Genomic DNA, 22,611 nt, shown 5'->3' on the forward strand with positions numbered 1-22,611 from the left:
CGACATGCAGACATTACAGACAACCAGCCTGCGGGTGGCGAATAATCAGCTCTTTATTCTCGACCAGCAGGCGCTTCCGCAGGAGAAACGCTGGCTGGATGCCTCTACCGTAGAGGCGCTGGTTGGGCACATTCATGCCCTGCGGGTGCGCGGCGCGCCGCTGATTGGTCTCTCTGCAAGCCTGCTGCTGGCGCTGCTGGCGGAAAACGGCAAAAGCCGCGACGAGCTGGCGGCGGCGCTGGAAACCCTGCGCGCCTCCCGCCCGACGGCGGTGAACCTGATGAACAATCTCGACCGCATGAAGAGTGCGCTGTGGCAGGAAGATTATGTACCGGCGCTGGTGGCCGAAGCGCTGCGGCTGATTGACGAAGATAAACGGCTTTGCGACGCGATTGCGAAAGCCGGCAGCGCGCTGGTGAAGCCCGGCAGCCGTCTGCTGACCCACTGCAACACCGGCGGGCTGGCAACGGCGGGCGTTGGCACCGCATTGGGCGTGATTGCCCGCGCGCATCAGGACGGTAACGTCAGCAGCGTCTGGGTGGATGAAACCCGTCCGCTGCTGCAGGGCGGTAGATTGACCGCGTGGGAGCTTGGCGAGCTGGGCGTGCCGTATCGGCTGATTACCGACTCCATGGCCGCCAGCCTCATGGCGAAAGGGGAAGTGGACGCCGTGTGGGTGGGCGCAGACCGTATTGCCGCCAACGGCGACGTGGCGAACAAGATCGGCACCTATTCTCTGGCTGTGCTGGCGAAATTCCACGGCATTCCGTTCTATGTGGCCGCCCCGCAAACGACGCTCGATCCGGACTGCCCGAACGGTGATGCGATCCCGATTGAGCAGCGTGCCGCCAGCGAGGTGACGGGCGTGGCCGGAAGCTTTGGCGCGGTGCAGTGGGCGCCGGAAAACGCGCAGGTCTATAACCCGGCGTTTGACGTTACGCCTGCCTCGCTGATTAGCGGCTGGGTGCTGGATACGGGCGTGGTCACGCCGGAAGCTGTGGCAAACGGGAAATTCGCCTGAGTCCGGCTATCCTTTAAGGGGTTCCCCTGAGAGGACAACATCGTGACGCTCGATCCTGATACAGACTTAAAACTGGAGCGCGTGGTGGACGCACCGCGCGACCTGCTGTGGCTCTGCTGGACCACGCCGGAACACATCAAAAACTTCTTCATTCCTGCTCCCCATAAGGTGACCGAATGCGACCTCGACCTGCGCGTGGGCGGGCGGTTCAACACCGTGTTTGAGGTGGACGGGCAGCGGATGGATAACCGGGGTGTGTTTCTTGAAATCGATCCCGGTAAAAAGCTGGTCTTTACCGACGGTTACGGGGAAGACTGGAAACCTGCTGAGAAACCGTTTATGACGGCGATCCTGCTGCTGGAAGATGTGGGCGAGGGCAAAACCCGCTATACGGCGATTGCGCGCCATCCGACGAAGGAAATTCGCGAGCAGCATGAACAGATGGGCTTCCACGAAGGGTGGGGGATTGTACTGGATCAGCTGGTGGGGTATGTGAAGGGGCTTAACGCGTAGTGCGCGCTGATGCCCTCACCCCGGCCCTCTCCCACTGGGAGAGGGAGAAAAGATCATGCCAGCCTTGGATACGCATCCGCGATTGCATCGCCTGTAAACTGCGCCACCCAGCCTTCGGGATTGTCGAAAATACGGATCGCGGTAAAGTTCGGCTCTGAGCCCATATCAAACCAGTGCGGCGTGCCTGCGGGTACGGAAATCAGGTCGTTTTTCTCGCACAGCACCTGATACACCTCATCGCCAATGTGCAGGCAGAACAGCCCTGCGCCTTCCACGAAAAAGCGCACTTCGTCTTCGCCGTGGGTGTGTTCGTTCAGAAACTTCGCGCGCAGCGCCTCTTTCTGCGGGTTGTCGGCGCGCAGGCTGATCACGTCCCAGCTCTGATAGCCTTTCTCCGCTACCAGCTTGTCGATGGCATGCTGATACGCCTCGATCACGGCTTCAGGCGCGGGATCGTGGCCTAAATCGCGGTCAGCCGCCCAACGTTCGAAGCGCACGCCTTTAGCGTTGAGCTGTTGGGCAATCTCGGCGGCGTCGGTGCTGTGCCACTGGTGTTGACTGGCGTCTTTATCGGAATAAATGGTCAATGCGCTCATGAAGGGATCTGCTCCGGATTAATCTCGTCAAACTGGTGGACCTGATGGTGATGGCTTGCGCCGTCATCATCGCCGCGAATCAGCTGCAGGGTGCGAAAACCTGCCCGTTCAGCCGCGTCCAGCTCCTGATGAATATCGGACAGGAACAGGATCTGCGACGGGGCGATGCCCGTTTGCGCCGCTATGTTTTGATAAGACTGCACCTCGCGCTTGGCACCGATGTGGGTATCAAAATAGCCGCTGAACAGATGAGTAATATCACCTTCGTCGCTGTAGCCAAATAACAGTTTCTGCGCGGCGACGGAGCCAGAGGAATAAACATAGAGATCAATCCCTTGCGCTTTCCACTTTTCCAGTGCAGGCAGTACGTCCGGGTAGAGGTGGCCGGTAAAGTCGCCGTTCACGTAGCCGTCTTGCCAGATGATCCCCTGCAGGGCTTTGAGCGCCGTGGATTTGCGGTCTTCATCCATAAAGGCAAACAGGGCGTCGATAAGCTCGCTGACGCTGGCGTGCGGGTGACCGATTTCATCACGCAGGTTGTCCAGAATGGATTTGACCGGCTCGGCGTACTGCTGCGCGGTCACGAAGGCCGCCAGCCGCTCACGCGCGTAGGGGAACAAAACATCATGGACAAAACGGATATCGCTGGTGGTTCCTTCAATATCCGTCACAATCGCGCGAATCATACTCTCTCCAGTTGTCGTAAACGCATTTCGCATTCAAATAAGAATTCTAATCCTTCCAGATGACGGCGGGCCTCGGCCACATCGCGTCCCCAGCAGGTTAAGCCATGACCGCGCAGAAGAAAACCATAATTAAGCGGGCGTTCCTGCGCGTAATGGGCGATTCGCGAGGCGAGGGCGTCAATATCCTGGTCGTTATCAAATACCGGGATGGAAACCGTATCCAGATGCGTGGTCTGCCCGGTGAGAGATTTTTGCATTTCAAAGCCGCTGATGTTGAGCTCGGCTTCTTTCACCAGGCGCGAGAGCACCGTGGCGTTGACGGTATGAACGTGCAGGACGGCGTTGGCTTCCGGGAACAGACGATAGATGAGGGTGTGCAATCCGGTTTCCGCCGACGGCCTTCGGCCAGACGGCGCGCGGTTGGTGGCGATCTCCACCTGCAGAAAATCCTCCGTCGTCAGGCTGCCTTTGTCTTTGCCGGATTCGCTAAGCCAGCAGAGGCGTTCGTCCTGACGCACCGACATGTTGCCGCCGGTGGCGGGTGCCCAGCCTTTGGCGCCAATCCAGCGGCAGGCGTCGACCAGATGTGTGAGTTGCAGGTTGTCTGTCATTTCCTTTTACCCTCGCGGCCAGGAATATTCATATGGTTTAGACGTCTAAGCGTCTTGATTGCCAAAGACTAACATCGTGTTATAGTGGCAGCAACATAAGTATTACAAGCAGGCACGACACAATGAGCAATAACGCATTGATTCCGAAGAGTAAACTTCCCAATCTCGGGACCACCATCTTTACGCAGATGAGCGCTCTGGCGCAGCAGCACAACGCCATTAACCTTTCCCAGGGGTTCCCGGATTTCGACGGCCCGACCTATCTTCAAGAGCGTCTGGCGTACCACGTGGCGCAGGGGGCGAATCAGTACGCGCCGATGACGGGCGTGCAGGTGCTGCGGGAAGCCATTGCGGATAAAACGGCGGAGCTGTATGGCCATAAGCCCGATGCGAACAGCGAGATCACGGTGACGGCAGGGGCGACCGAAGCGCTGTATGCGGCCATCACCGCGCTGGTGCGTGCGGGTGATGAAGTCATCTGCTTTGACCCGAGCTACGACAGCTATGCGCCTGCGGTTGAACTCTCCGGCGGCGTGGTGAAACGCGTGGCGTTACAGCCACCGCATTTCCGTCCTGACTGGCAGGCGTTTGCGGCCCTTCTGAGCGACAAAACCCGCCTGGTGATCCTGAATACGCCGCACAATCCGTCGGCGACGGTGTGGCAGAAAGCCGATTTCGCCGCGCTCTGGCAGGCGATTGCGGAACGTGAAATTTACGTGCTGAGCGATGAAGTCTACGAGCACATCTGCTTTGCAGAAGAAGGGCACGCCAGCGTGCTGGCCCATCCGCAGCTTCGCGAGCGCGCTATCGCCGTCTCGTCATTCGGTAAAACCTACCATATGACCGGCTGGAAAGTGGGTTACTGCGTCGCACCGGCCGCCATTAGCGCCGAGCTGCGCAAGGTGCACCAGTACCTGACCTTTGCCGTGAACACGCCGGCTCAGCTGGCGCTGGCGGATATGCTGCGCGCTGAACCCGGACATTATCGCGAGCTGCCGCACTTCTATCGTGAACGTCGGGATCTGTTTGTGGCGGCGCTGAGTAAAAGCCGACTGGAAATTTTGCCCTCAGAAGGGACGTACTTCCTGCTCGCGGACTACAGCGCGATTTCCGATCTCGATGACGTCAGCTTTTGCCAGTGGTTAACAAAAGAGGTGGGCGTGGCCGCCATTCCGCTGTCGGTGTTCTGCGCCGATCCCTTCCCGCATAAGCTGATCCGCCTTTGTTTTGCGAAGCAGGAATCGACGCTGCTGGCGGCGGCAGAGCGTCTGAACACGCTCTGATTATTTCACCGTCCAGGCTTCTGAGTAACGGCGGTCTGCAAACAGCTCCAGCAGGCCGTTGATTTGCTTGAGGCGCAAGACTTCATCGCTGTCCATTCCCAGCTCCTTGCTTATTCTCTCGTCATTCCAGCCAAGCCGCACCAGTTCGCGGACAATGTCTGACATGGCGTTAATTTGATGCCGCCCGCGCGCCCGGTTGTGACGGATGGTGGCCGCCATGCGGTTATGTTTATCCTGCCGATCCCGACGCAGGCAGGTGACGGGCAGGTAGCCTTTAAGCTCGCGCTTTAACACCGCCCGGTTCGTGCCGATTTCATGGCGATGAAAACCATCCACAATTTCGTAGTGTTGCGGGTCACTTTCTGTCACAACGATAGGCTGGGTGAATCCATCGAGTTCCAGCGACTTACTGAGCAGCCGCTTTTCTGGAGGGGCAACGTTATTCGGGTTGTAATCGTTAGCGGTAATAGCGTCCTGTCTGATCCAGAGGACGCAGTCTATCGGTTGCTCACGAAAAGGACTGTTTTTATGGATCGCTTCGCGAAAAGCATTTATGGCGTTAATGCGATCCTCTTCGGAAAGTGACTGAAGGTACGTTTCCATCTCGGTGATTAGTCTTTGTCGCATAATATGCCCCACTCCTTGCGTTTCGCCTTCACTCTGTCGCTGTAGCGCTGATAATGTTTGGGTTTATTTGGGCTGAACGATAGCGCTCTGCACCAGAAGTCGTTATTAAGGAGAACCTTGCAAATTCGGCGCCAGGAGGGAATGTCTTTGGCACCGATATCACCGTCCTGCGTATCGGGAATATCCTCTAAACCTCTCTTCTGATACCAGTGCAGATAAATGGCGATTTTATTGCGGTAATGCTCAGCCGTATTTTGCGGCATGCTGTCGAGGAGCAGCATGGCATATTCGCGCCAGCAGAGGTGTTCGGGTTTCAGGATTTTACGGTGGCCGTAAAAGTGGTTGTCGTGTCCGGCGTATATCCCCCCGCTGCGCACGCCGCTCACGCGCTCGCACATGGCCGCCCAGCGATCGGGCTCAACAACGTGGTACAGCCATAGCCCCTGGCGTTGCTCCGGGCCGAAGGGCTCACAAATACGCATATAGCGGGGCGGTACGCCGGCCTGGAACATCAGGTCATAGAGCGGGTTATAGCAACATCCCGATTTGGCGAACCAGGTCCAGATATCGGCTGTTTTCCAGTCGTAGAGGGGATAAACATACCAGGCATGCCCGCCTGGGGCGACGGTTGTCCAGGGTTTATCATCGGCAAACCGCTGCTTGCGTGACGACGCGATAGCCAGAAAACGGTTGTAAGATTCATCGGCGCGGATGCCTATCATCACGGCGGCCGGGCGATTGTGAGAGAACCAGTCGGAGAAGCTGCGGACAAAGGTTTCAAACGTCATGCCTGGCTGGTAGAAAGGAAAAAAAGCGGGATCGGTTATCGCATCGGCAGGAGGCTGGCGGACCCATCGGGTGCCGGGTTCCCAGCATTGCCATTCCGGCTGGAATTGGGACAGGGAATTTTGCGTTGTCAGGGGAAGCGCTACCCACCAGAAATGGCCGATAACATCGCTGTACAACTCGCGCATATGTTCAACATGGGTAATGGTATGGGAAAACTGCGCTTCCCAGTCGATAAAGAGGACATCTATTTTTATTTTCATCTGTCGCGCCTGCCGGGCAACCAGATGCAGCATGACGGTGGAGTCCTTACCTCCTGAAAAAGAGACACAGATCTTGGGTAAATTCTCGAAAGTCCATTTTATTCGCTCCCGAGATGCACAAAGAACATCCTGGTTAAGAGGGTACTTATAAATTGACATGTTTATTCTCATCCTGAGGAATAAATACCAGACGTTAGTGTCAATACTAGAGTGAGAATTATATCAGTCAATAATTAATGAGGTGTGTAAACTTTATGCTGAATGTTTCTATAACTATGGTGTATGTTTCTGAAATAGGTGGCTCTCATTCTGCGCGAGAACCACGCCACATTTCACGGTAAGGCTATTTCTTCAATAAAACTCGCGAATGCCGAGCTATTCAGCGCGGAACGATTATACATCATGTAAATATCAATGCTGGGAAATTGAATGTCTGTTTCCACTTGGCGCAGATTAAGTGCTGGACCATATTGTTCAAAGGCCGGTGTGGGCGCTAATCCTATGAGGTCAGATGAACTGATCACCGACAGAAGGGATATAAAAGAATCGCTACGATAGACAATATTTCTTTCGCTTAACAGGTTCTCGGCCTTTTCCTGGTATTCTTTGACGCTGTTCTCATCGCTCAGGTAGGCGGTGAAGTTTTCATTCAGAATCTCTTCACGCGTAGGATTTCCGCTCATGCGGGGATGATCCCCCCGACAAACGAGAACAAAAGGAAGTTTATGAAACAGACTGCAGGCGATGGAGCGGCTGTTGGAGGAGGCAAAAGAAAATATCAGGTCGGCTTTTCGGTAAGCCAGGAGATCTTCTGCTGAATCAGGGGCCAGAAAAACATCATGCAATTCAACTGAATAATTATACTTGTTCATGAGCAGCTTCATTGGCGCAAGCATCGTTTTGGTGCTCATAAATTGCGGGCAGTAAATGACAAAATTCTTCTTCAAGCCGCTGCTGTGCATGATATTGATAGTCTGCTCAAGCTGGTTCAGATTCTGTTCCAGATGATGATGCAAATTGACGCCGACGGTCGTTGGCGTGATCCCTTTACCGGAACGGATAAACAGAGGATCGTTGAGTTGTCCTCTCAGGCGTTGCAGTGACTGGCTCACGGCAGAGGGCGTGATATACAGCGTCTCGGCGGCTTTACTGATACTAAGATGTTGGTAAATGCACTCGAAAATGACTAACAGATTAAGATCGAATTTTTTAAGGTCGTAGAGGTTTGCCATGTTTCGTCCTGAGGATGCTGTGTTTGCTGTGGTTATCACATCACTGATAACTATAGTTTGAAGTTAACCATTTACAATCCTTTCGGTTAACTCTCTTAATTTTAAATTAAACTCATCTTAATATATCACGACGTCAGATTATTGAAATAGCGCTTCAAAGGCGATTAAGATAATTTTATCTTCGAAGAGGGCGAAAACGTTTAAATGACAATTGTTATTTATATATTGCGATGGTTTTATAATAAAAATAAATTTATAACGCTCCGGAATGATGTTCGACACAACCTATCACAGCCATAGGCAGGAATGTCTCTCTTAAGGATTGCTCAATCCCTGTACGGGTGGTGTAATCAAAAGGCTGTTACCGCCTTGATATTAAGGGTTGTAGAGCGCAACGCAACGCCAGTTTCGGCTGGCACTGAATGTACCTGCGGGGAATTCAGGTATCAGGGCCGCCCGTTGAGGCGGCCTTTTTACTTTCAGGCTTTCCTGTAAAAGGTTCACCTTGTTGTCTTGTCGACGTTGTAAGGTTTGGCTGATTGATTTGATAAAGCATATGCATTAGCCCCGATGGATAAAGTTGGTTACCTTACATCTCAACGAAAACACGGAGGAAGTACAGATGTCTTTGATTAATACCAAAATTAAACCTTTCAAAAACCAGGCGTTCAAAAACGGTGAGTTCATCGAAGTTACCGAGAAAGATACCGAAGGCCGCTGGAGCGTCTTCTTCTTCTATCCGGCTGACTTTACCTTCGTTTGCCCGACTGAACTGGGTGACGTGGCAGACCATTACGACGAACTGCAGAAGCTGGGCGTAGACGTCTACTCTGTGTCTACCGATACCCACTTCACCCACAAAGCATGGCACAGCAGCTCTGAAACCATCGCAAAAATCAAATACGCGATGATCGGCGACCCGACTGGCGCCCTGACCCGTAACTTCGACAACATGCGTGAAGATGAAGGCCTGGCTGACCGCGCCACCTTCGTTGTTGACCCGCAGGGCATTATCCAGGCTATCGAAGTTACCGCTGAAGGTATCGGCCGTGATGCTTCTGACCTGCTGCGTAAAGTGAAAGCCGCTCAGTACGTGGCTACTCACCCGGGCGAAGTGTGCCCGGCGAAATGGAAAGAAGGCGAAGCGACGCTGGCTCCATCCCTGGACCTGGTCGGTAAGATCTAAGTCTGTAAAGCCTGGCGGCGCTGCGCTTGCACAGGCCTACAGTATCGTAGGCCGGGTAAACGAAGTGCCACCCGGCAATCAATGGGCGCCCCCCGCGCCCATTTCATTCCAGCACCATGATGCAAGTTGCATTCAGGCCGCCCGTATAAGGCAGCTTGCATGATGACGTCTTAAGAGAGGGAAGAACAATGCTCGACACAAACATGAAAACCCAGCTCAAGGCCTACCTTGAGAAACTGACCAAACCCGTTGAGCTGATTGCTACGCTTGACGACAGCGCCAAATCGGCAGAGATCAAGGAACTGCTGGCGGAGATCGCCGAACTGTCGCCGAAAGTGACTTTCAAAGAAGACAACGCGCTGCCGGTCCGTAAGCCCTCTTTCCTGATTACTAACCCAGGCTCCGACCAGGGACCGCGCTTTGCCGGTTCTCCGCTGGGTCACGAATTTACCTCACTGGTGCTGGCGCTGCTGTGGACCGGTGGCCATCCGTCTAAGGAAGCGCAGGCGCTGCTGGAGCAAATCCGCGATATCGACGGCGATTTCGAGTTTGAAACCTATTACTCGCTCTCCTGCCATAACTGCCCGGACGTGGTGCAGGCGCTGAACCTGATGTCGGTCCTGAACCCGCGCATTAAGCACACGGCGATTGACGGCGGTACCTTCCAGAATGAAATCACCGATCGTAACGTGATGGGCGTACCGGCGGTCTACATGAACGGTAAAGAGTTCGGCCAGGGCCGCATGACGCTGACCGAAATCGTTGCCAAAGTGGATACCGGCGCAGAAAAACGTGCGGCGGAAGAGCTGAACAAACGCGATGCCTACGACGTGCTGATCGTCGGTTCCGGCCCTGCGGGTGCGGCAGCAGCGGTGTACTCCGCGCGTAAAGGTATTCGTACCGGCCTGATGGGCGAACGCTTTGGCGGCCAGGTGCTCGATACTGTAGACATCGAGAACTACATCTCCGTGCCGAAAACCGAAGGCCAGAAGCTGGCGGGGGCGCTGAAGGCGCACGTCAGCGACTACGACGTAGACGTGATTGACAGCCAGAGCGCCAGCAAGCTGGTTCCGGCTGCGGTCGAGGGTGGTTTACACCAGATTGAAACCGCGTCCGGCGCGGTGCTGAAAGCGCGCAGCATTATCATTGCCACCGGCGCGAAATGGCGCAACATGAACGTTCCGGGTGAAGATCAGTACCGTACCAAAGGCGTGACCTACTGTCCGCACTGCGACGGCCCGCTGTTCAAAGGTAAACGCGTGGCGGTGATCGGCGGCGGTAACTCCGGCGTGGAAGCGGCTATCGACCTCGCGGGGATCGTTGAACACGTTACCCTGCTGGAGTTCGCTCCAGAGATGAAGGCCGATCAGGTTCTGCAGGATAAAGTTCGCAGCCTGAAAAACGTCGATATCGTGCTGAACGCGCAGACCACGGAAGTGAAGGGCGACGGCAGCAAAGTGACGGGGCTGGAATACCGCGACCGCGTGAGCGGCGACGTGCACAGCGTTCAGCTATCAGGGATCTTCGTGCAGATTGGTCTTCTGCCAAACACCACCTGGCTGGAAGGCGCGATTGAGCGCAACCGCATGGGCGAAATCATCATTGATGCGAAATGTGAAACCAGCGTGAAGGGCGTGTTTGCGGCGGGCGACTGCACCACCGTGCCGTACAAACAGATTATCATCGCCACGGGCGAAGGAGCGAAGGCGTCTCTGAGTTCGTTTGATTATCTGATCCGCACCAAAACCGCATAATAAAAGAAAGTAAGGCTACACCTGCAACAGCGAGAGGCCACCGAAAGGTGGCCTCTTTTTTTATCTTACGACCATCACCGGTATGTGGGTGTGGCGGATCACGCTGGAGGCGTTAGAGCCCAGCAGATGCGTGGTAATGGAAGGGTTGCGCGAACCGATGACCACCACGTCTGCTTTCAGCTCGTTCGCCAGTTCGTTTACCGCATCGCGTACGCTGCCGAATCTGACGTGCGTTTTGATCCGCGAAGGGTCGATGCTGAAGTGGCTGACCATGGTTTGCAGACGGGTTTCCGCTTCATGCTGCAAATGCTCCTCGAAGCGACGCACGTCGGCGGCAAAGCGGTGAAGGCTCAGGCTGGCGGAGCCCGGCAGTACGTGCAACAGATGGATGACACCGTCCTGCTGCGCCAGGAACTCCGCATGGCGAACGGCCTTGTCGCTCAGCTCCATCTCAAAAACATCAACCGGCATAATGATTCTCTGATACATACCCGTTTCTCCTTGTTTATAAACGCTGAACTCATTTAACCATAAAATATAAATGGTTTCTGTAAGCGCTCCGTCAGTTTTCTTATCTCGCCAGGATAAATCTCAAAAGCCCCGTATTCCGGGGCAGGCCTTCAGGGGTAGCTACCCTTATACACTTATCTGGAACCTTTCGGAGGTCGCATGAAAGCACTTACGTATCACGGTCCGCACCATGTTCGCGTCGAGAATGTCCCCGATCCCATCATCGAACAGCCCGACGATATCATCCTGCGCGTTACGGCCACGGCTATCTGCGGCTCCGATTTGCATCTCTATCGCGGAAAGATCCCGAAGGTGCAGCACGGCGATATTTTTGGCCATGAGTTTATGGGAGAAATCGTCGAGTGCGGCGCAGAGGTGAAGAATTTGCAAAAAGGGGATCGGGTGGTGATCCCCTTTGTCATCGCCTGCGGGGACTGTTTCTTTTGTCGTCTGCAGCAATACGCGGCCTGTGAGAATACCAATGCCGGGCAGGGTGCCGCACTGAACAAAAAGCAAATCCCCGCGCCGGCCGCGCTGTTTGGCTATAGCCATCTCTACGGCGGCGTGCCGGGAGGACAGGCAGAATATGTTCGCGTGCCAAAAGGTAACGTCGGGCCGTTTAAGGTCCCGCAACTCCTTTCGGATGACAAGGCGCTTTTCCTTTCCGATATTTTGCCCACGGCCTGGCAGGCGGCAAAAAATGCGCAGATTGCAAAAGGCTCAAGCGTAGCGGTTTTCGGCGCCGGGCCGGTGGGGTTACTGACCATTGCCTGCGCGCGACTGCTAGGCGCTGAGCAGATCTTTGTTATCGATCACCACCCGTACCGTTTGCGATTTGCCGAGGCGCGTTACGGCGCAATCCCCATCAACTTTGATGATGATAACGACGCAGCGGAAAAAATCATCGAGCAGACCGCTGGCCAGCGCGGCGTTGACGCCGTGATTGATGCGGTAGGGTTCGAAGCGAAAGGCAGCACCACCGAAACGATCCTCAGCAATCTTAAAATTGAAGGCAGCAGCGGCAAAGCGTTGCGTCAATGCATTGCTGCCGTCCGTCGCGGTGGGGTGGTCAGCGTACCCGGCGTATACGCAGGGTTTATCCATGGCTTCCTGTTTGGCGATGCCTTTGATAAGGGACTGACGTTTAAGATGGGCCAGACGCACGTTCATGCCTGGCTGGGCGAACTGTTACCGCTGATCGAAAAAGGGCTGCTCACGCCGGAAGAGATCGTGACCCATTATCTCCCCCTTGCGGATGCGGAACGCGCCTATGAGGTATTCGAAAAACGGGAGGAGGAGTGCCGGAAGGTGATTCTGGTTCCTGGCGCAGAAACGCCTGAGGCCGCGGAGCAAAAAGTTAAAGGCCTGGTGAATGCCTTCCCGGGTGGGGTTGCTTGAGAATGTTCGCTTACCAGTGGCGTTCAAGATAGAGCACGGCCGTGACGATAATCGCCACAAAAATCAGAAAGATAAGTGTGATAACCAGTATCTCACTCATGACCGTCCCCGCGGCACTAAAACAGATTAAGCGTGGATTAAGACCATTCTGCGCGATATAGGAAAATCGGGTGAATTTGCGAAAAGAGGATGCGGCTGCATCCTCTGTGCAAAGCGGGTGGGCGCTTGTTCAGAAGGGGGTTAACGCAGGTAATCGCCCGCGGCTTCTGGCTGGTAGAGCAACGCCAGCACTTCAAGATGGGCAGAGGCGCCGCCCGGCAATTCCCAGTGGATGGTATCGCCCGTGCGTAGACCCAGCAGCGCGGCACCCACAGGCGCAAGTACAGAAAGCTGCGCGCTGCTGTCGGTCATCTGAGCCGGGTAAACCAGCGTGCGGGTCAGCTCTTCACCGGTGGTCAGGTTGCGGAATTTTACCTGGCTGTTCATGGTGACCACGTCATGCGGCATCGACTCAGCCGTGCACATCTGTGCCCGGTCGAGCTCCTCATTCAGGGCGTCGGCCACGGGAAGTGAGGCAAACTCTGCTTTTTCCAGCAATCTGTCGATACGTTCTGCGTCGAGCTCATTGATGATGATTGTAGGTCTGGACATTTTTACTCCATGTCGTTAATGCTGCGTGTCACGCAGAAACCGATCCAAAAGAAAACCCTCGCCGTCTGGCAGCGAGGGTTTAACTCTCCCGATGATACTGGCTGAGCGCCCAAGTTTGAAGTGATGAAGCTCACATTCATGGTCCATATGGATTTTCGCTGAAATTTATTCAGTCTTCATTCCGGGAGGAATACGTTACGCTGAGAACCTGAACCAGGGCGTTGCCCACCAACGAGAGAGAACTATGTACTTTTACCAACCGTCTCAGGGTCACGGCCTGCCGCACGATCCGCTGAACGCCATTATTGGACCACGTCCGATCGGCTGGATCTCCTCATGCGATAAGGCCGGTCAGCTGAATCTCGCGCCGTATAGCTTCTTTAACTGTTTTAACTATCGTCCGCCGATCATCGGCTTTTCCAGCAACGGCTGGAAGGACAGCGTGCGTAATATTACCGAAACAAAAGAATTTGTCTGGAACCTGGCGACGCGCGATCTCGCGCAAGCGATGAACCAAACCTCAGCGATGCTTCCCCACGATCGGGATGAATTTAGCTTCGCCGGACTAACGCCAGCGGCCAGCCGGTTGGTTAACGCGCCCCGCGTCGCAGAAAGCCCGGTGAACTTTGAGTGCCGCCTGTCGCAGTGCATTCAGCTTACCGGTGCCGACGGCACGCCGGTCGATACCTGGCTGGTGTTGGGGGAGGTGGTCGGTATCCATATTGCCGAAACGCTGCTGGAAGAGGGGATATACCAGACGGCAAAAGCGCAGCCCATCCTGCGCGCGGGTGGGCCGACGGCTTACTATGGTATCAGTGACGAAAACCGGTTTGATATGGTGCGCCCGGGCGCGGTTCAGTAACCGGCTTTATCAATCACGAACTGTTTTCCGCAGTTACCCGGATGTGGCTGCGGTGCAAATGACGCCGCAGAAAGCGGGTTGTTAATGGTGTCTGCCTTCAGGGAAATCTGCATCTCGGTCAGATACGCCGGATTACCGTTGCAGGTCAGCTTGATCGCTTTGATATTCTCCTTGCCCCAGCTTTTGGCAACGGCACCGTCAAAGTCGCTACGACTGACGGATTTCCCGTAGTTATCGGCGAGGAATTTACCGACCGCGCTGCTTTTAACTTCCTGATTCATGCGCACCATCGTGCCGAAATAGGCATCCGGATCGAATCCAAAGCAGACGCCATGTTTGGCATATTCGTAGCGTTCCAGGCAGGAATTTCCCCCCGCGCCCGGCATCACGTCGTTGAGCTTGGCGGCAGCGGAAAGCGACAGCCCGGTTTCGGCGGCATTGCATTTGCGGCTGGCCTTCACTTCCGGCATGTTCGGAATGGGGCGCGTGGCGCAGCCAAAACGCATCCATCGACGTTCATCCACGCCGCGCGCGGCAATAGATTTCGGCAGGCCGGGCCATAGCCCGTGAACGGTCAGGAAATCGGCTTTATTCTCGCGCTCTTTTTGCAGGCGACATTCGTCAGGTTCATTCCGGTTGCGCTCGACCATGCTCTGGCAAAACCCGGTTTGCCAGGAGAGAGCCAGCACATAGCGATCGAAATCGCCATACTGTGTTGCCTTCAGCGGTTCCGCCTGTGCGGAGAAGAGACAGAGTGCAAGCGCCATTGCGCCAGACGGGATGACGATATCCTTCCTGAACATATGATTTCCTGATCGAATGAGCACGATTAATTTCTGGAAGTTATTAAAGCACAAAAAGCGCCCGCAGGCGCTTTTTGGATATCCCTAATTTAGCTTAGGCTGCGCCGGGAACCAGCACTTCCGTAGCGATAATCACGATAATCAGGCCAACTATAACGGGCACTGAGGTGCGTTTGACGACTTCGAATGGCGAGATTTTCGCCATCCCGGCAACGGCAACGACCACGCCTGACACCGGAGAAATGGTACGGCCCAGGTTTGACGCCTGCAGCATGGGAATGGAGAGATAGGCGGGGTTAATACCGGATGAGTGGGCCAGTTTCGGGATCATCTCAACGAAAGCGTAGAAAGGCGCATTACCGGAACCGGTGGTCATGGCCGCCAGCATGGTGAGCACCACCAGAACCAGCATCAGGATAATACTGGCCGAGCCGAACGAGGTGGCGATAGATATCAGGCTCTGGATAAAGCCGATCGTGCTCAGACCCTGGGCAAAAACGCCTGCCGCAACCAGCAGCATCACCACGCCAGCGAAGGCATCCGCCATACCGCGATACGCCACTTCCAGACCAGAGAAGACTTTTTGCGTGTTAAAACCGCGTACAAACTCCAGCACGGCGGCCAGCAGCATACAGATGACCAGAATGGTGATGATGTGCAGCTGTGGACCCCATTTGCCGTCAAAAATCAGTACCCCGATGATTGGGGTGAACGGCAGAATGGCATAGAACGCGGGAGCGGTGGTGGTGATTTCACTTACGTCCATCATTTCATGGCTGATGTTTTCTTTCTTATCGAGATAGCGCTGCCAGAAGAAATGCGCGATACCCATGCCCACGATGGCAACAATCGAGATCGGTAACGTGGTTTTAAAGGCGAAGTCGATGAGTGACATCTCCGCCGCCTTTGCCGCCAGCACAACGTCGCCGGAGGTCGGGGAGAGAATAATGGCCGCCGGGGACGCGCAAATTGCCGCAGCCGCGCCGCGGCTGATACCGACGTTCACCATGACCGGGAACAGCGTCGCCATGAGCAGTACGCCAAGTCCGGTAGCCGACGAAACGGCCAGCGACATCAGGCAGGCGAGGAAATAGGCGGCGACCATCAGCAGATACGGCGAATTGATGTACTGCAGGGGTTTGGAGGCAAGCTTAACGACCATATCATTGGCGCCGATGTGGGTCATGTAGGCCGCAAAACCGCACAGCATCATGATCATCATGCCCAGATCGCCGCCGCGGCTCATGAGCAATATTTTAATGTATTCAACAATATCTGTAGCGGTATAACCGGTGCTGGCCGCGCTGGCAGGTAACACCTGGTGCCCCATTATTGCGCTGATAATCAACAGTGTTAAACCGCCAACAAATAATACGCCCGTGGCCGAATAGCCTTTAATGATGTAGCGCGCGACGCCGACAATGACGACGACGCCAATTAGGAGCTCGAATAACGTAAGCATGATTTCCCCTGTATCTCTGCTGCAATGGAGCACAAAAAATCAATAAAAAAAAAGAAGGATGAAAATGTGCCGAATAATTGGCCTGTTCTTGCTGATTAAAATCAATAAACAGACGACTAGAGAACAGAACAACCGTGTTTTTGCCATGGCCCATACATTTATGTCATGCGGCCCTTGACCGTCAGAAATAGCGCAACACGCCCCATTAATGATAACAAATTGTTAATGTTTTGTGTGGTTTCGCATGTTGCTGATTAACAAAGATTAATGGGGGAAGTCACACCCCTTGTGGGCTTATTTGCACGTATCTCTCGCTTTCTTTAAGAATATTCCCGGAAAGAGGTCGAATAATTAGGAATAACGCCGATGCCATTAAGCCTTGATTCAACTATTTTATGGTAAACTTTGCCTCGAATACTAAGAATGGTAATTGCATTGTGATCGTACGTAATACATTTTTCTCTACTTTGTTGTTTATTTTTGGGCAGGTAACGTTTTCTTCTGTTGCGCAGGCAGAAGGCAACGCGGCGGATAAAGGCTGGTTCTCTACCTTTACGAATAATGTTTCCCAGACATGGACGGCACCTGAACATTACGATCTCTATGTTCCGGCAATAACGTGGCACGCGCGTTTTGCTTATGACAAAGAGAAAACCGATAAATACAACGAGCGTCCGTGGGGCGCGGGTTTTGGCCAGTCGCGCTGGGATGAAAAGGGAAACTGGCATGGCATCTATCTGATGGCCTTCAAAGACTCGTTTAACAAATGGGAGCCGATTGGGGGGTATGGTTGGGAGAAAACCTGGCGTCCGTTAGCGGACGAGAACTTCCACGTCGGGTTGGGCTATACCGCTGGGGTCACCGCGCGTGACAACTGGAAGTACATCCCGATCCCGGTGCTGCTGCCGCTGGCCTCTATTGGCTATGGCCCCGCAACGTTCCAGATGACCTACATTCCGGGGACTTATAACAACGGAAACGTTTACTTCGCCTGGATGCGTTTTCAGTTTTAACTGACAAAACGTGAAATGGTGGTGAAAAAACGCGCAGGCGTTGATTCATAAACGATAAAAATCTGCCAGTGAAAATTAACGCGACTTTAGTCACTTTTTATCAAAGATCCGCTGGACAAAAGGTCCCACAATTGATGTACTGGTAACCGACACAGCATTTGTGTCGTTTTTTAATGTAAAGGTAATTTTGATGTCTAAGATTAAAGGTAACGTTAAGTGGTTTAATGAGTCCAAAGGATTCGGTTTCATTACTCCTGAAGATGGCAGCAAAGACGTGTTCGTACACTTCTCTGCAATCCAGTCTAATGGTTTCAAAACTCTGGCTGAAGGTCAGCGTGTAGAGTTCGAAATCACTAACGGTGCCAAAGGCCCTTCTGCTGCTAACGTAATCGCTCTGTAATTCAGACGCGTCAGCAAGAATTTCAAAACCCGCTCACTGAGCGGGTTTTTTTCGTTTTGAATCAGCCAAGCAAATACATTTTCAGGAAGCTGGCAACGATCAGCACGCTCAGTAACACCATTCCTGCGCTCATCAGACTCTGTTTCATTCTGTCACCCTCATTCAGTACTGCATCCAGAGTGACAGAGAAAAATTAAGCCAACATTAACGGTTCGGCTGTTAATGCGCGCTTGCGGAAGAAAATAGCCAAAATGCGATCCCCGTCATCGCAAAGGAGCCGAGCATATTGATCGCCATATTCATCAGCGCCCAGCCGATACGGCCTTCCTGAAAGAGAAAAACCGTTTCCGCAGAAAAGGTTGAGAAGGTGGTCAAACCGCCGCAGAAACCTGTCGTAATCAGGACTTTCCACATCGGATCGATATGCGTCATTCGGTTAAACCATGCCAGCCCCATGCCAATGATAAAGGCACCAATCAGGTTAGCGGCAAGCGTCCCCATGGGAATCGCCTGATGCAGGGGGTTAAACCGCATACTCAGAAACCATCGCGCAACGCTACCCGTTCCCCCACCAATAAAAACGGCTAAAAGTAGTTGTAACACGCTAAATACCTGCTATTTGATGTGTAAGAGATGCGAGTTTAACGCCGTTTATGATGAGGGGACAAATATGTATGTTGCGGTAGGGCAATTTGTGGTCACGCCTGACTGGCGTGAAAATGCGCTCACGTGCGTCGAACTGATGAAGCAGGCCGGCCAGAAAGGCGCGTCGCTGCTGGTTCTCCCCGAGGCGCTGCTGGCCAGGGATGATAATGACCCGGATTTATCCGTGAAGTCCGCGCAGCCGCTGGACGGTGAATTTTTACAGCAGCTGCTCGCCCAGAGCGCGGGCAATACGATGACGACGATCTTAACGATCCATGTTCCCTCAGCGCCGGGTCGAGCTGTTAATACGCTTGTGGCTATCCGTGGCGGGGCCATTGTCGCACGTTACGCCAAGCTGCATCTCTATGATGCGTTCAGCATTCAGGAGTCGCGTCGCGTTGATCCTGGCGACGGTATCCCCCCGCTGCTGGAGATTGACGGATTTAAAATTGGGCTGATGACGTGCTATGACCTGCGTTTTCCCGAGCTGGCGCTCCATCTGGCGCTGCAGGGGGCGGACGTACTGGTACTGCCCGCCGCGTGGGTCAGAGGGCCGTTAAAAGAGCACCACTGGGCAACGCTGCTTGCGGCGCGGGCGCTGGATACCACCTGCTATGTCGTTGCCGCAGGGGAATGTGGCACGAAAAACATCGGGCAAAGCAGGGTGGTCGATCCGCTGGGCGTGACGATCGCTGCCGCCGCTGAAGCCCCGCATTTGCTGGTGGCGGAGATAAACTTAGAAAGAATTGCGCTTGCGCGCCAGCAATTACCCGTTCTTCGCAATCGTCGGTTTGCGCCACCGCAATTATTGTGATGTTTTTTTCAACAATGCTTGATTCACCTTGTTACAGATTGCTATTGTGTGCACGCGCTAAATGACCGTTAATACAGTCAGGTTTTGGCGCTGAATGCAGCCTGTTTTAAGTAAAGAAGGTATCTATGGGTGAGATTAGTATTACCAAACTGCTGGTGGTTGCCGCACTGGTCGTCCTGCTGTTTGGTACCAAGAAGTTACGCACGCTGGGTGGTGACCTGGGGGCTGCCATCAAAGGCTTTAAGAAAGCGATGAACGACGATGATGCAGCGGCGAAGAAAAGCGCTGAGGATGATGTCCCGGCAGACAAGCTTTCTCACAAAGAGTGACAGCAACGCCTGAGGGCTTGCGAAAAAAAACCGGCTCATGAGGCCGGTTTTTTTGTATTACTGTAAAAGAATATTACAGCATCATTTAACTTCTTCGCCTTTTGCCTGCATATCGGCATGGTATGAGGAGCGAACGAATGGGCCGCAGGCAGCGTGGGTGAAGCCCATCGCCATCGCTTCGGCTTTCATTTCATCGAACTCGTCCGGGCTCACGTAGCGCTGTACCGGCAGGTGGTGACGGCTTGGCTGCAGATACTGTCCCAGGGTCAACATGGTCACACCGTGGCGGCGAAGATCGCGCATCACCTCAATGATTTCCTCATTGGTTTCACCCAGACCCACCATCAGGCCAGACTTGGTCGGAATATGCGGATGCGCTTCTTTGAAACGCTCCAGCAGTTTCAGAGACCAGTTATAGTCAGCTCCCGGGCGGACCTGACGGTAGATACGCGGCACGTTCTCCAGGTTGTGGTTAAACACATCTGGCGGCGTTGCGGTCAGGATATCCAGAGCGCGGTCCATGCGGCCACGGAAGTCAGGCACCAGCGTCTCGATTTTGATGCTAGGGCTTTTCTCGCGAATGGCCGTAATGCAGTCGGCGAAGTGCTGAGCACCACCATCACGCAGATCGTCACGGTCAACGGAGGTGATCACCACATAACGCAGCGCCATGTCGGCGATGGTCTGCGCCAGTTTCTGGGGTTCGTTAGCATCAGGTGCGACTGGACGGCCATGAGCAACGTCGCAGAACGGGCAGCGGCGGGTGCAGATAGCACCCAGAATCATAAACGTCGCGGTGCCGTGATTGAAACATTCAGCAAGGTTCGGACAAGAGGCTTCTTCACACACTGAGTGAAGGCCATTCTTGCGCATCGCCGCTTTGATCCCCTGGATACGCGAAGAGTCGGCCGGAAGTTTGATTTTCATCCATTCCGGTTTTCTTAACAGCGCCTCGCGCTCTGTAGCCACGTTTTTAACCGGGATAAGGGCCATTTTATCGGCATCGCGGTATTTAACACCGCGTTCCATCACAATGGGTTTACTCATAGCGTGCGTGTTCCAGTTGCGAATATCGAAGGAAAGCGTTTCAATTCAAGGGAATGTTGTATTTATCAACTATTTTTGAACGAACGACAGGCAGTATATCATTGAAACGGTCGTTAAAGCAGCCTGCCAGATCGCCAATTTGTAAAATAGTTGTTGTTTTCTGCCTTTTGCCCTGCCCGTTGCAGGGGCTTGTGCTGGCTGAACCTGTCAGAAGGCCTGACGGATAATGCGGATGACGTTTTCCAGAACCGGATCGCGCAAACTCAGCTTGTTGTAATGCAGTGAAATCTCGATAGATTCCGCATTAAGCTGACTGAGCGGAATGCTCTCCAGCGGCCAGCATTTTCGCAGCAGGCTGTACAGGCGTGATGGCATAACGCACAGCATGTCGCTGCTGCCGATCAGGGATGCGGTGGTGAACATATTGTAACTGCTGAAGCTGATCTGGCTCTCCGGGAAAATTTCATCAATACGCTGACGAAGCGCATGGTTAGACTGCCCTTCGGTCATGAAAGACGAGTGGTCGTAGTTGCGCAGGTTTTCGATGGTCAGCGGTTCGCTGAGAACCGGGTGCTGCTGCCGGCAAACCAGCACCAGGTTATCTGCATAGAGCACATTTTGCCCCAGCGCTCTGGCACTGAAGCTGCCGCTTTCAATAATCAGGTCCGTCTGGAACTGCGCAAGCTGAATGTCAGGTTCATTGAGCGGCACATTGCGAAGCAGGAGCTGCGGAGCATGCTCTTTCACGGCCTGGAAGATCGCCGGCATCACCAGCACACCCACAGAAGGGGAACAGCCGATGGTGATGGTTCTCTGCTTGTCATAGCTCCCGGTTAAATCCAGTGCGCCCAGAATCGACTCCAGCCCCTGGCTGATGTACTCGTGGAGATGCGTGGCGTAAGCCGTCGGCGTTACCCCCTGGCCCTTACGGATAAATAACGGGTCAGGAAATATAGCGCGTAGCTTTTGGATTGACTGGCTTATTGCTGATGGCGTGAGATTAAGAATTTTCGCAGCGTTAACGATACCCTTGTGGACATATACTGCCTCAAAAATAGTCAGTAAATTGAGATCAATATTACGTAAAGTCCGAAAAATTTGCGGCTTGTCTTCGCCACCAGGTTCATTCAGTCGTTTGGCTGGTAAATTATTATACTCCACGCTTTCACTCCGTATTCATTCACAATATGAATGATAGTTGAATTTATTTATTATGCTTGTAGAGATTCGTAAAGTGTTGGTTTTGTTTCACTTGTTTATCAAAAGCAAACGGTTGTGTGATAATTGCTCACCTTACATATGCCGTGTTTGCCGTGGTTGCTGGGGGCTAAATAATATGTAGCGGTAATATTCGGGCGCTTCGAAAATATAGAATCTGTGGATTATTGTAAAGTGCAAAAACGGTAAATAAACAGCGGCCCGTCAAATTATCGAGCCCTGTTGTACGATATATTAAGCAGGGATATATTCGTGCGGGGGATTGTTAAGTAGTGCTAACACGTTCTTCAAAAGCACGGGACGAATATTTTCTGGCGTAGCGGTTTCTACCCACTGGCGCATGTGCGTCATTTCCATGCCGGCGTAGCCGCAGGGGTTTATGCGCTGGAAAGGCGTGAGGTCCATATTAATATTCAAGGCCAGGCCATGGAATGAGCAGCCTTTACGAATACGCAGCCCCAAAGAGCAGATCTTCATTTCCCCAACGTAGACGCCCGGCGCATCGGCGCGCGGATGCGCGTCAATACCATATTCCGCCAGCGTGTTGACGACAGTTTGTTCCAGCAAGGTCACCAGCTCACGCACGCCCAGCTTTCTGCGTTTCAGATTTAGCAGTACGTACATCACCTGCTGCCCGGGCCCATGGTAGGTGACCTGGCCGCCGCGATCGCTCTGAATAACCGGGATATCTCCCGTCATTAATAGATGTTCTGCTTTACCCGCCTGACCCTGCGTAAATACCGGCAGGTGTTCGACCAGCCAGATTTCATCTGGGGTGCTGTCATCGCGTGAATCGGTGAAGTCATGCATAGCCTGGGAGACAGGCTCATAAGGTTGCAGCCCGAGGTGACGGACCAGAATTTTATCCTGATACAAAACTGCGTCTCCGAAGACGAGGGAC

The 22,611-nt window shown here is 53.7% G+C and carries 26 protein-coding genes; 11 read left to right on the top strand and 15 right to left on the bottom strand.

All coding sequences use genetic code 11. The features are described from left to right. The first annotated feature begins 4 nt into the window (after positions 1–4). Positions 5–1,021 carry an S-methyl-5-thioribose-1-phosphate isomerase gene (mtnA, locus tag AB8846_RS05480; protein ID WP_370732256.1) on the top strand — a complete coding sequence of 339 codons (1,017 nt, stop codon included), beginning with the start codon at positions 5–7 and terminating at the stop codon, positions 1,019–1,021. Between the two features lie 42 nt (positions 1,022–1,063). Beyond that, a complete protein-coding gene (locus tag AB8846_RS05485; protein ID WP_370732257.1) occupies positions 1,064–1,534 on the top strand; it encodes an SRPBCC family protein in 471 nt (156 codons plus the stop codon). 53 nt (positions 1,535–1,587) lie between these two features. Here the strand turns inward: AB8846_RS05485 and AB8846_RS05490 are convergent, their stop codons facing one another. Genes AB8846_RS05490 through AB8846_RS05500 form a run of 3 tightly spaced genes read right to left on the bottom strand, consistent with a single transcriptional unit; the run spans position 1,588 to position 3,427 of the window. Beyond that, a complete protein-coding gene (locus tag AB8846_RS05490) occupies positions 1,588–2,130 on the bottom strand; it encodes an acireductone dioxygenase (protein WP_015571163.1) in 543 nt (180 codons plus the stop codon). Further along, positions 2,127–2,816: an acireductone synthase gene (mtnC, locus tag AB8846_RS05495; RefSeq protein ID WP_063143202.1), complete on the bottom strand. Its 690-nt coding sequence runs from the start codon at positions 2,814–2,816 to the stop codon at positions 2,127–2,129. The genes AB8846_RS05490 and mtnC overlap by 4 nt, the downstream gene beginning before the upstream one ends. Continuing rightward, on the bottom strand, positions 2,813–3,427 hold the full coding sequence (locus AB8846_RS05500) for a methylthioribulose 1-phosphate dehydratase (RefSeq protein ID WP_331413037.1): 615 nt from the start codon (positions 3,425–3,427) through the stop codon (positions 2,813–2,815). Before AB8846_RS05500 ends, mtnC begins: the two co-directional genes overlap by 4 nt. Positions 3,428–3,549: 122 nt before the next feature. Between AB8846_RS05500 and AB8846_RS05505 the strand changes: the two genes are divergently transcribed. Further along, the gene (locus AB8846_RS05505) at positions 3,550–4,710 is read left to right on the top strand and encodes a pyridoxal phosphate-dependent aminotransferase (RefSeq protein WP_370732258.1); all 1,161 of its coding nucleotides are present in this window, start codon (positions 3,550–3,552) and stop codon (positions 4,708–4,710) included. Here AB8846_RS05505 and AB8846_RS05510 read toward each other — a convergent pair whose 3' ends face one another. The 3 genes from AB8846_RS05510 to AB8846_RS05520 form a co-directional block, all read right to left on the bottom strand. Beyond that, complete coding sequence (locus AB8846_RS05510) at positions 4,711–5,337, bottom strand: IbrB-like domain-containing protein (RefSeq protein ID WP_370732259.1); 627 nt, start codon at positions 5,335–5,337, stop codon at positions 4,711–4,713. Then, positions 5,322–6,545 (bottom strand): phosphoadenosine phosphosulfate reductase, encoded by a 1,224-nt coding sequence (locus tag AB8846_RS05515; RefSeq protein WP_370732260.1) that lies wholly within the window; start codon positions 6,543–6,545, stop codon positions 5,322–5,324. Before AB8846_RS05515 ends, AB8846_RS05510 begins: the two co-directional genes overlap by 16 nt. A gap of 173 nt (positions 6,546–6,718) precedes the next feature. Then, complete coding sequence (locus AB8846_RS05520; protein ID WP_331413034.1) at positions 6,719–7,618, bottom strand: LysR family transcriptional regulator; 900 nt, start codon at positions 7,616–7,618, stop codon at positions 6,719–6,721. A 622-nt stretch (positions 7,619–8,240) separates the two neighbouring features. Here AB8846_RS05520 and ahpC point away from each other — a divergent pair. Together ahpC and ahpF are read left to right on the top strand one after the other, a co-directional pair. After that, positions 8,241–8,804 (top strand): alkyl hydroperoxide reductase subunit C, encoded by a 564-nt coding sequence (gene ahpC, locus AB8846_RS05525; RefSeq protein WP_370732261.1) that lies wholly within the window; start codon positions 8,241–8,243, stop codon positions 8,802–8,804. Positions 8,805–8,992: 188 nt separating this feature from the next. After that, complete coding sequence (ahpF, locus tag AB8846_RS05530) at positions 8,993–10,558, top strand: alkyl hydroperoxide reductase subunit F (RefSeq protein WP_058841803.1); 1,566 nt, start codon at positions 8,993–8,995, stop codon at positions 10,556–10,558. Positions 10,559–10,618: 60 nt separating this feature from the next. Here ahpF and uspG read toward each other — a convergent pair whose 3' ends face one another. Beyond that, positions 10,619–11,047: a universal stress protein UspG gene (gene uspG, locus AB8846_RS05535; protein WP_023310731.1), complete on the bottom strand. Its 429-nt coding sequence runs from the start codon at positions 11,045–11,047 to the stop codon at positions 10,619–10,621. Positions 11,048–11,227: 180 nt separating this feature from the next. Here uspG and AB8846_RS05540 point away from each other — a divergent pair, with 180 nt between their 5' ends. Then, positions 11,228–12,466 (top strand): zinc-dependent alcohol dehydrogenase, encoded by a 1,239-nt coding sequence (locus AB8846_RS05540; protein WP_331413029.1) that lies wholly within the window; start codon positions 11,228–11,230, stop codon positions 12,464–12,466. A gap of 10 nt (positions 12,467–12,476) precedes the next feature. On the opposite strand, the gene yldA is transcribed toward AB8846_RS05540, so the two are convergent. Together yldA and rnk are read right to left on the bottom strand one after the other, a co-directional pair. Continuing rightward, positions 12,477–12,566 (bottom strand): small membrane protein YldA, encoded by a 90-nt coding sequence (gene yldA, locus AB8846_RS05545; protein WP_321220993.1) that lies wholly within the window; start codon positions 12,564–12,566, stop codon positions 12,477–12,479. A gap of 140 nt (positions 12,567–12,706) precedes the next feature. After that, entirely contained in the window at positions 12,707–13,117 is a 411-nt protein-coding gene (gene rnk, locus AB8846_RS05550) for a nucleoside diphosphate kinase regulator (RefSeq protein ID WP_063143194.1), read from the bottom strand. Between the two features lie 244 nt (positions 13,118–13,361). Between rnk and AB8846_RS05555 the strand changes: the two genes are divergently transcribed. Then, positions 13,362–13,979 (top strand): flavin reductase family protein, encoded by a 618-nt coding sequence (locus AB8846_RS05555; protein ID WP_331413027.1) that lies wholly within the window; start codon positions 13,362–13,364, stop codon positions 13,977–13,979. Here the strand turns inward: AB8846_RS05555 and rna are convergent. Then, complete coding sequence (gene rna / locus AB8846_RS05560; RefSeq protein WP_370732307.1) at positions 13,973–14,746, bottom strand: ribonuclease I; 774 nt, start codon at positions 14,744–14,746, stop codon at positions 13,973–13,975. The genes AB8846_RS05555 and rna overlap by 7 nt on opposite strands. A gap of 130 nt (positions 14,747–14,876) precedes the next feature. After that, positions 14,877–16,244 carry an anaerobic C4-dicarboxylate transporter DcuC gene (dcuC, locus tag AB8846_RS05565; protein ID WP_202774025.1) on the bottom strand — a complete coding sequence of 456 codons (1,368 nt, stop codon included), beginning with the start codon at positions 16,242–16,244 and terminating at the stop codon, positions 14,877–14,879. Between the two features lie 395 nt (positions 16,245–16,639). Between dcuC and pagP the strand changes: the two genes are divergently transcribed. Beyond that, entirely contained in the window at positions 16,640–17,257 is a 618-nt protein-coding gene (gene pagP / locus AB8846_RS05570) for a lipid IV(A) palmitoyltransferase PagP (RefSeq protein WP_370732263.1), read from the top strand. 190 nt (positions 17,258–17,447) lie between these two features. Continuing rightward, positions 17,448–17,657 (top strand): transcription antiterminator/RNA stability regulator CspE, encoded by a 210-nt coding sequence (cspE, locus tag AB8846_RS05575; RefSeq protein WP_002439184.1) that lies wholly within the window; start codon positions 17,448–17,450, stop codon positions 17,655–17,657. Positions 17,658–17,876: 219 nt separating this feature from the next. Here cspE and crcB read toward each other — a convergent pair whose 3' ends face one another. Further along, positions 17,877–18,260, bottom strand: coding sequence for a fluoride efflux transporter CrcB (gene crcB, locus AB8846_RS05580; RefSeq protein ID WP_008501029.1), 384 nt, complete (start codon positions 18,258–18,260; stop codon positions 17,877–17,879). A 67-nt stretch (positions 18,261–18,327) separates the two neighbouring features. Between crcB and AB8846_RS05585 the strand changes: the two genes are divergently transcribed. Together AB8846_RS05585 and tatE are read left to right on the top strand one after the other, a co-directional pair. Further along, entirely contained in the window at positions 18,328–19,116 is a 789-nt protein-coding gene (locus AB8846_RS05585) for a deaminated glutathione amidase (protein WP_370732264.1), read from the top strand. A gap of 125 nt (positions 19,117–19,241) precedes the next feature. Beyond that, positions 19,242–19,445 carry a twin-arginine translocase subunit TatE gene (tatE, locus tag AB8846_RS05590; RefSeq protein ID WP_023310742.1) on the top strand — a complete coding sequence of 68 codons (204 nt, stop codon included), beginning with the start codon at positions 19,242–19,244 and terminating at the stop codon, positions 19,443–19,445. An 81-nt stretch (positions 19,446–19,526) separates the two neighbouring features. Here the strand turns inward: tatE and lipA are convergent, their stop codons facing one another. From lipA to lipB, 3 genes are all read right to left on the bottom strand, one after another. Further along, positions 19,527–20,492, bottom strand: a complete 966-nt coding sequence (gene lipA, locus AB8846_RS05595; protein WP_331413018.1) for a lipoyl synthase — start codon at positions 20,490–20,492, stop codon at positions 19,527–19,529. 207 nt (positions 20,493–20,699) lie between these two features. Then, positions 20,700–21,653 (bottom strand): YbeF family transcriptional regulator, encoded by a 954-nt coding sequence (locus tag AB8846_RS05600; protein ID WP_370732265.1) that lies wholly within the window; start codon positions 21,651–21,653, stop codon positions 20,700–20,702. 291 nt (positions 21,654–21,944) lie between these two features. Then, entirely contained in the window at positions 21,945–22,586 is a 642-nt protein-coding gene (lipB, locus tag AB8846_RS05605; protein WP_370732266.1) for a lipoyl(octanoyl) transferase LipB, read from the bottom strand. Between the last annotated feature and the right edge of the window lie 25 nt (positions 22,587–22,611).

The organism is Enterobacter sp. KB-221C9, from assembly GCF_041320715.1.
Taxonomy (GTDB): domain Bacteria; phylum Pseudomonadota; class Gammaproteobacteria; order Enterobacterales; family Enterobacteriaceae; genus Enterobacter; species Enterobacter asburiae_D.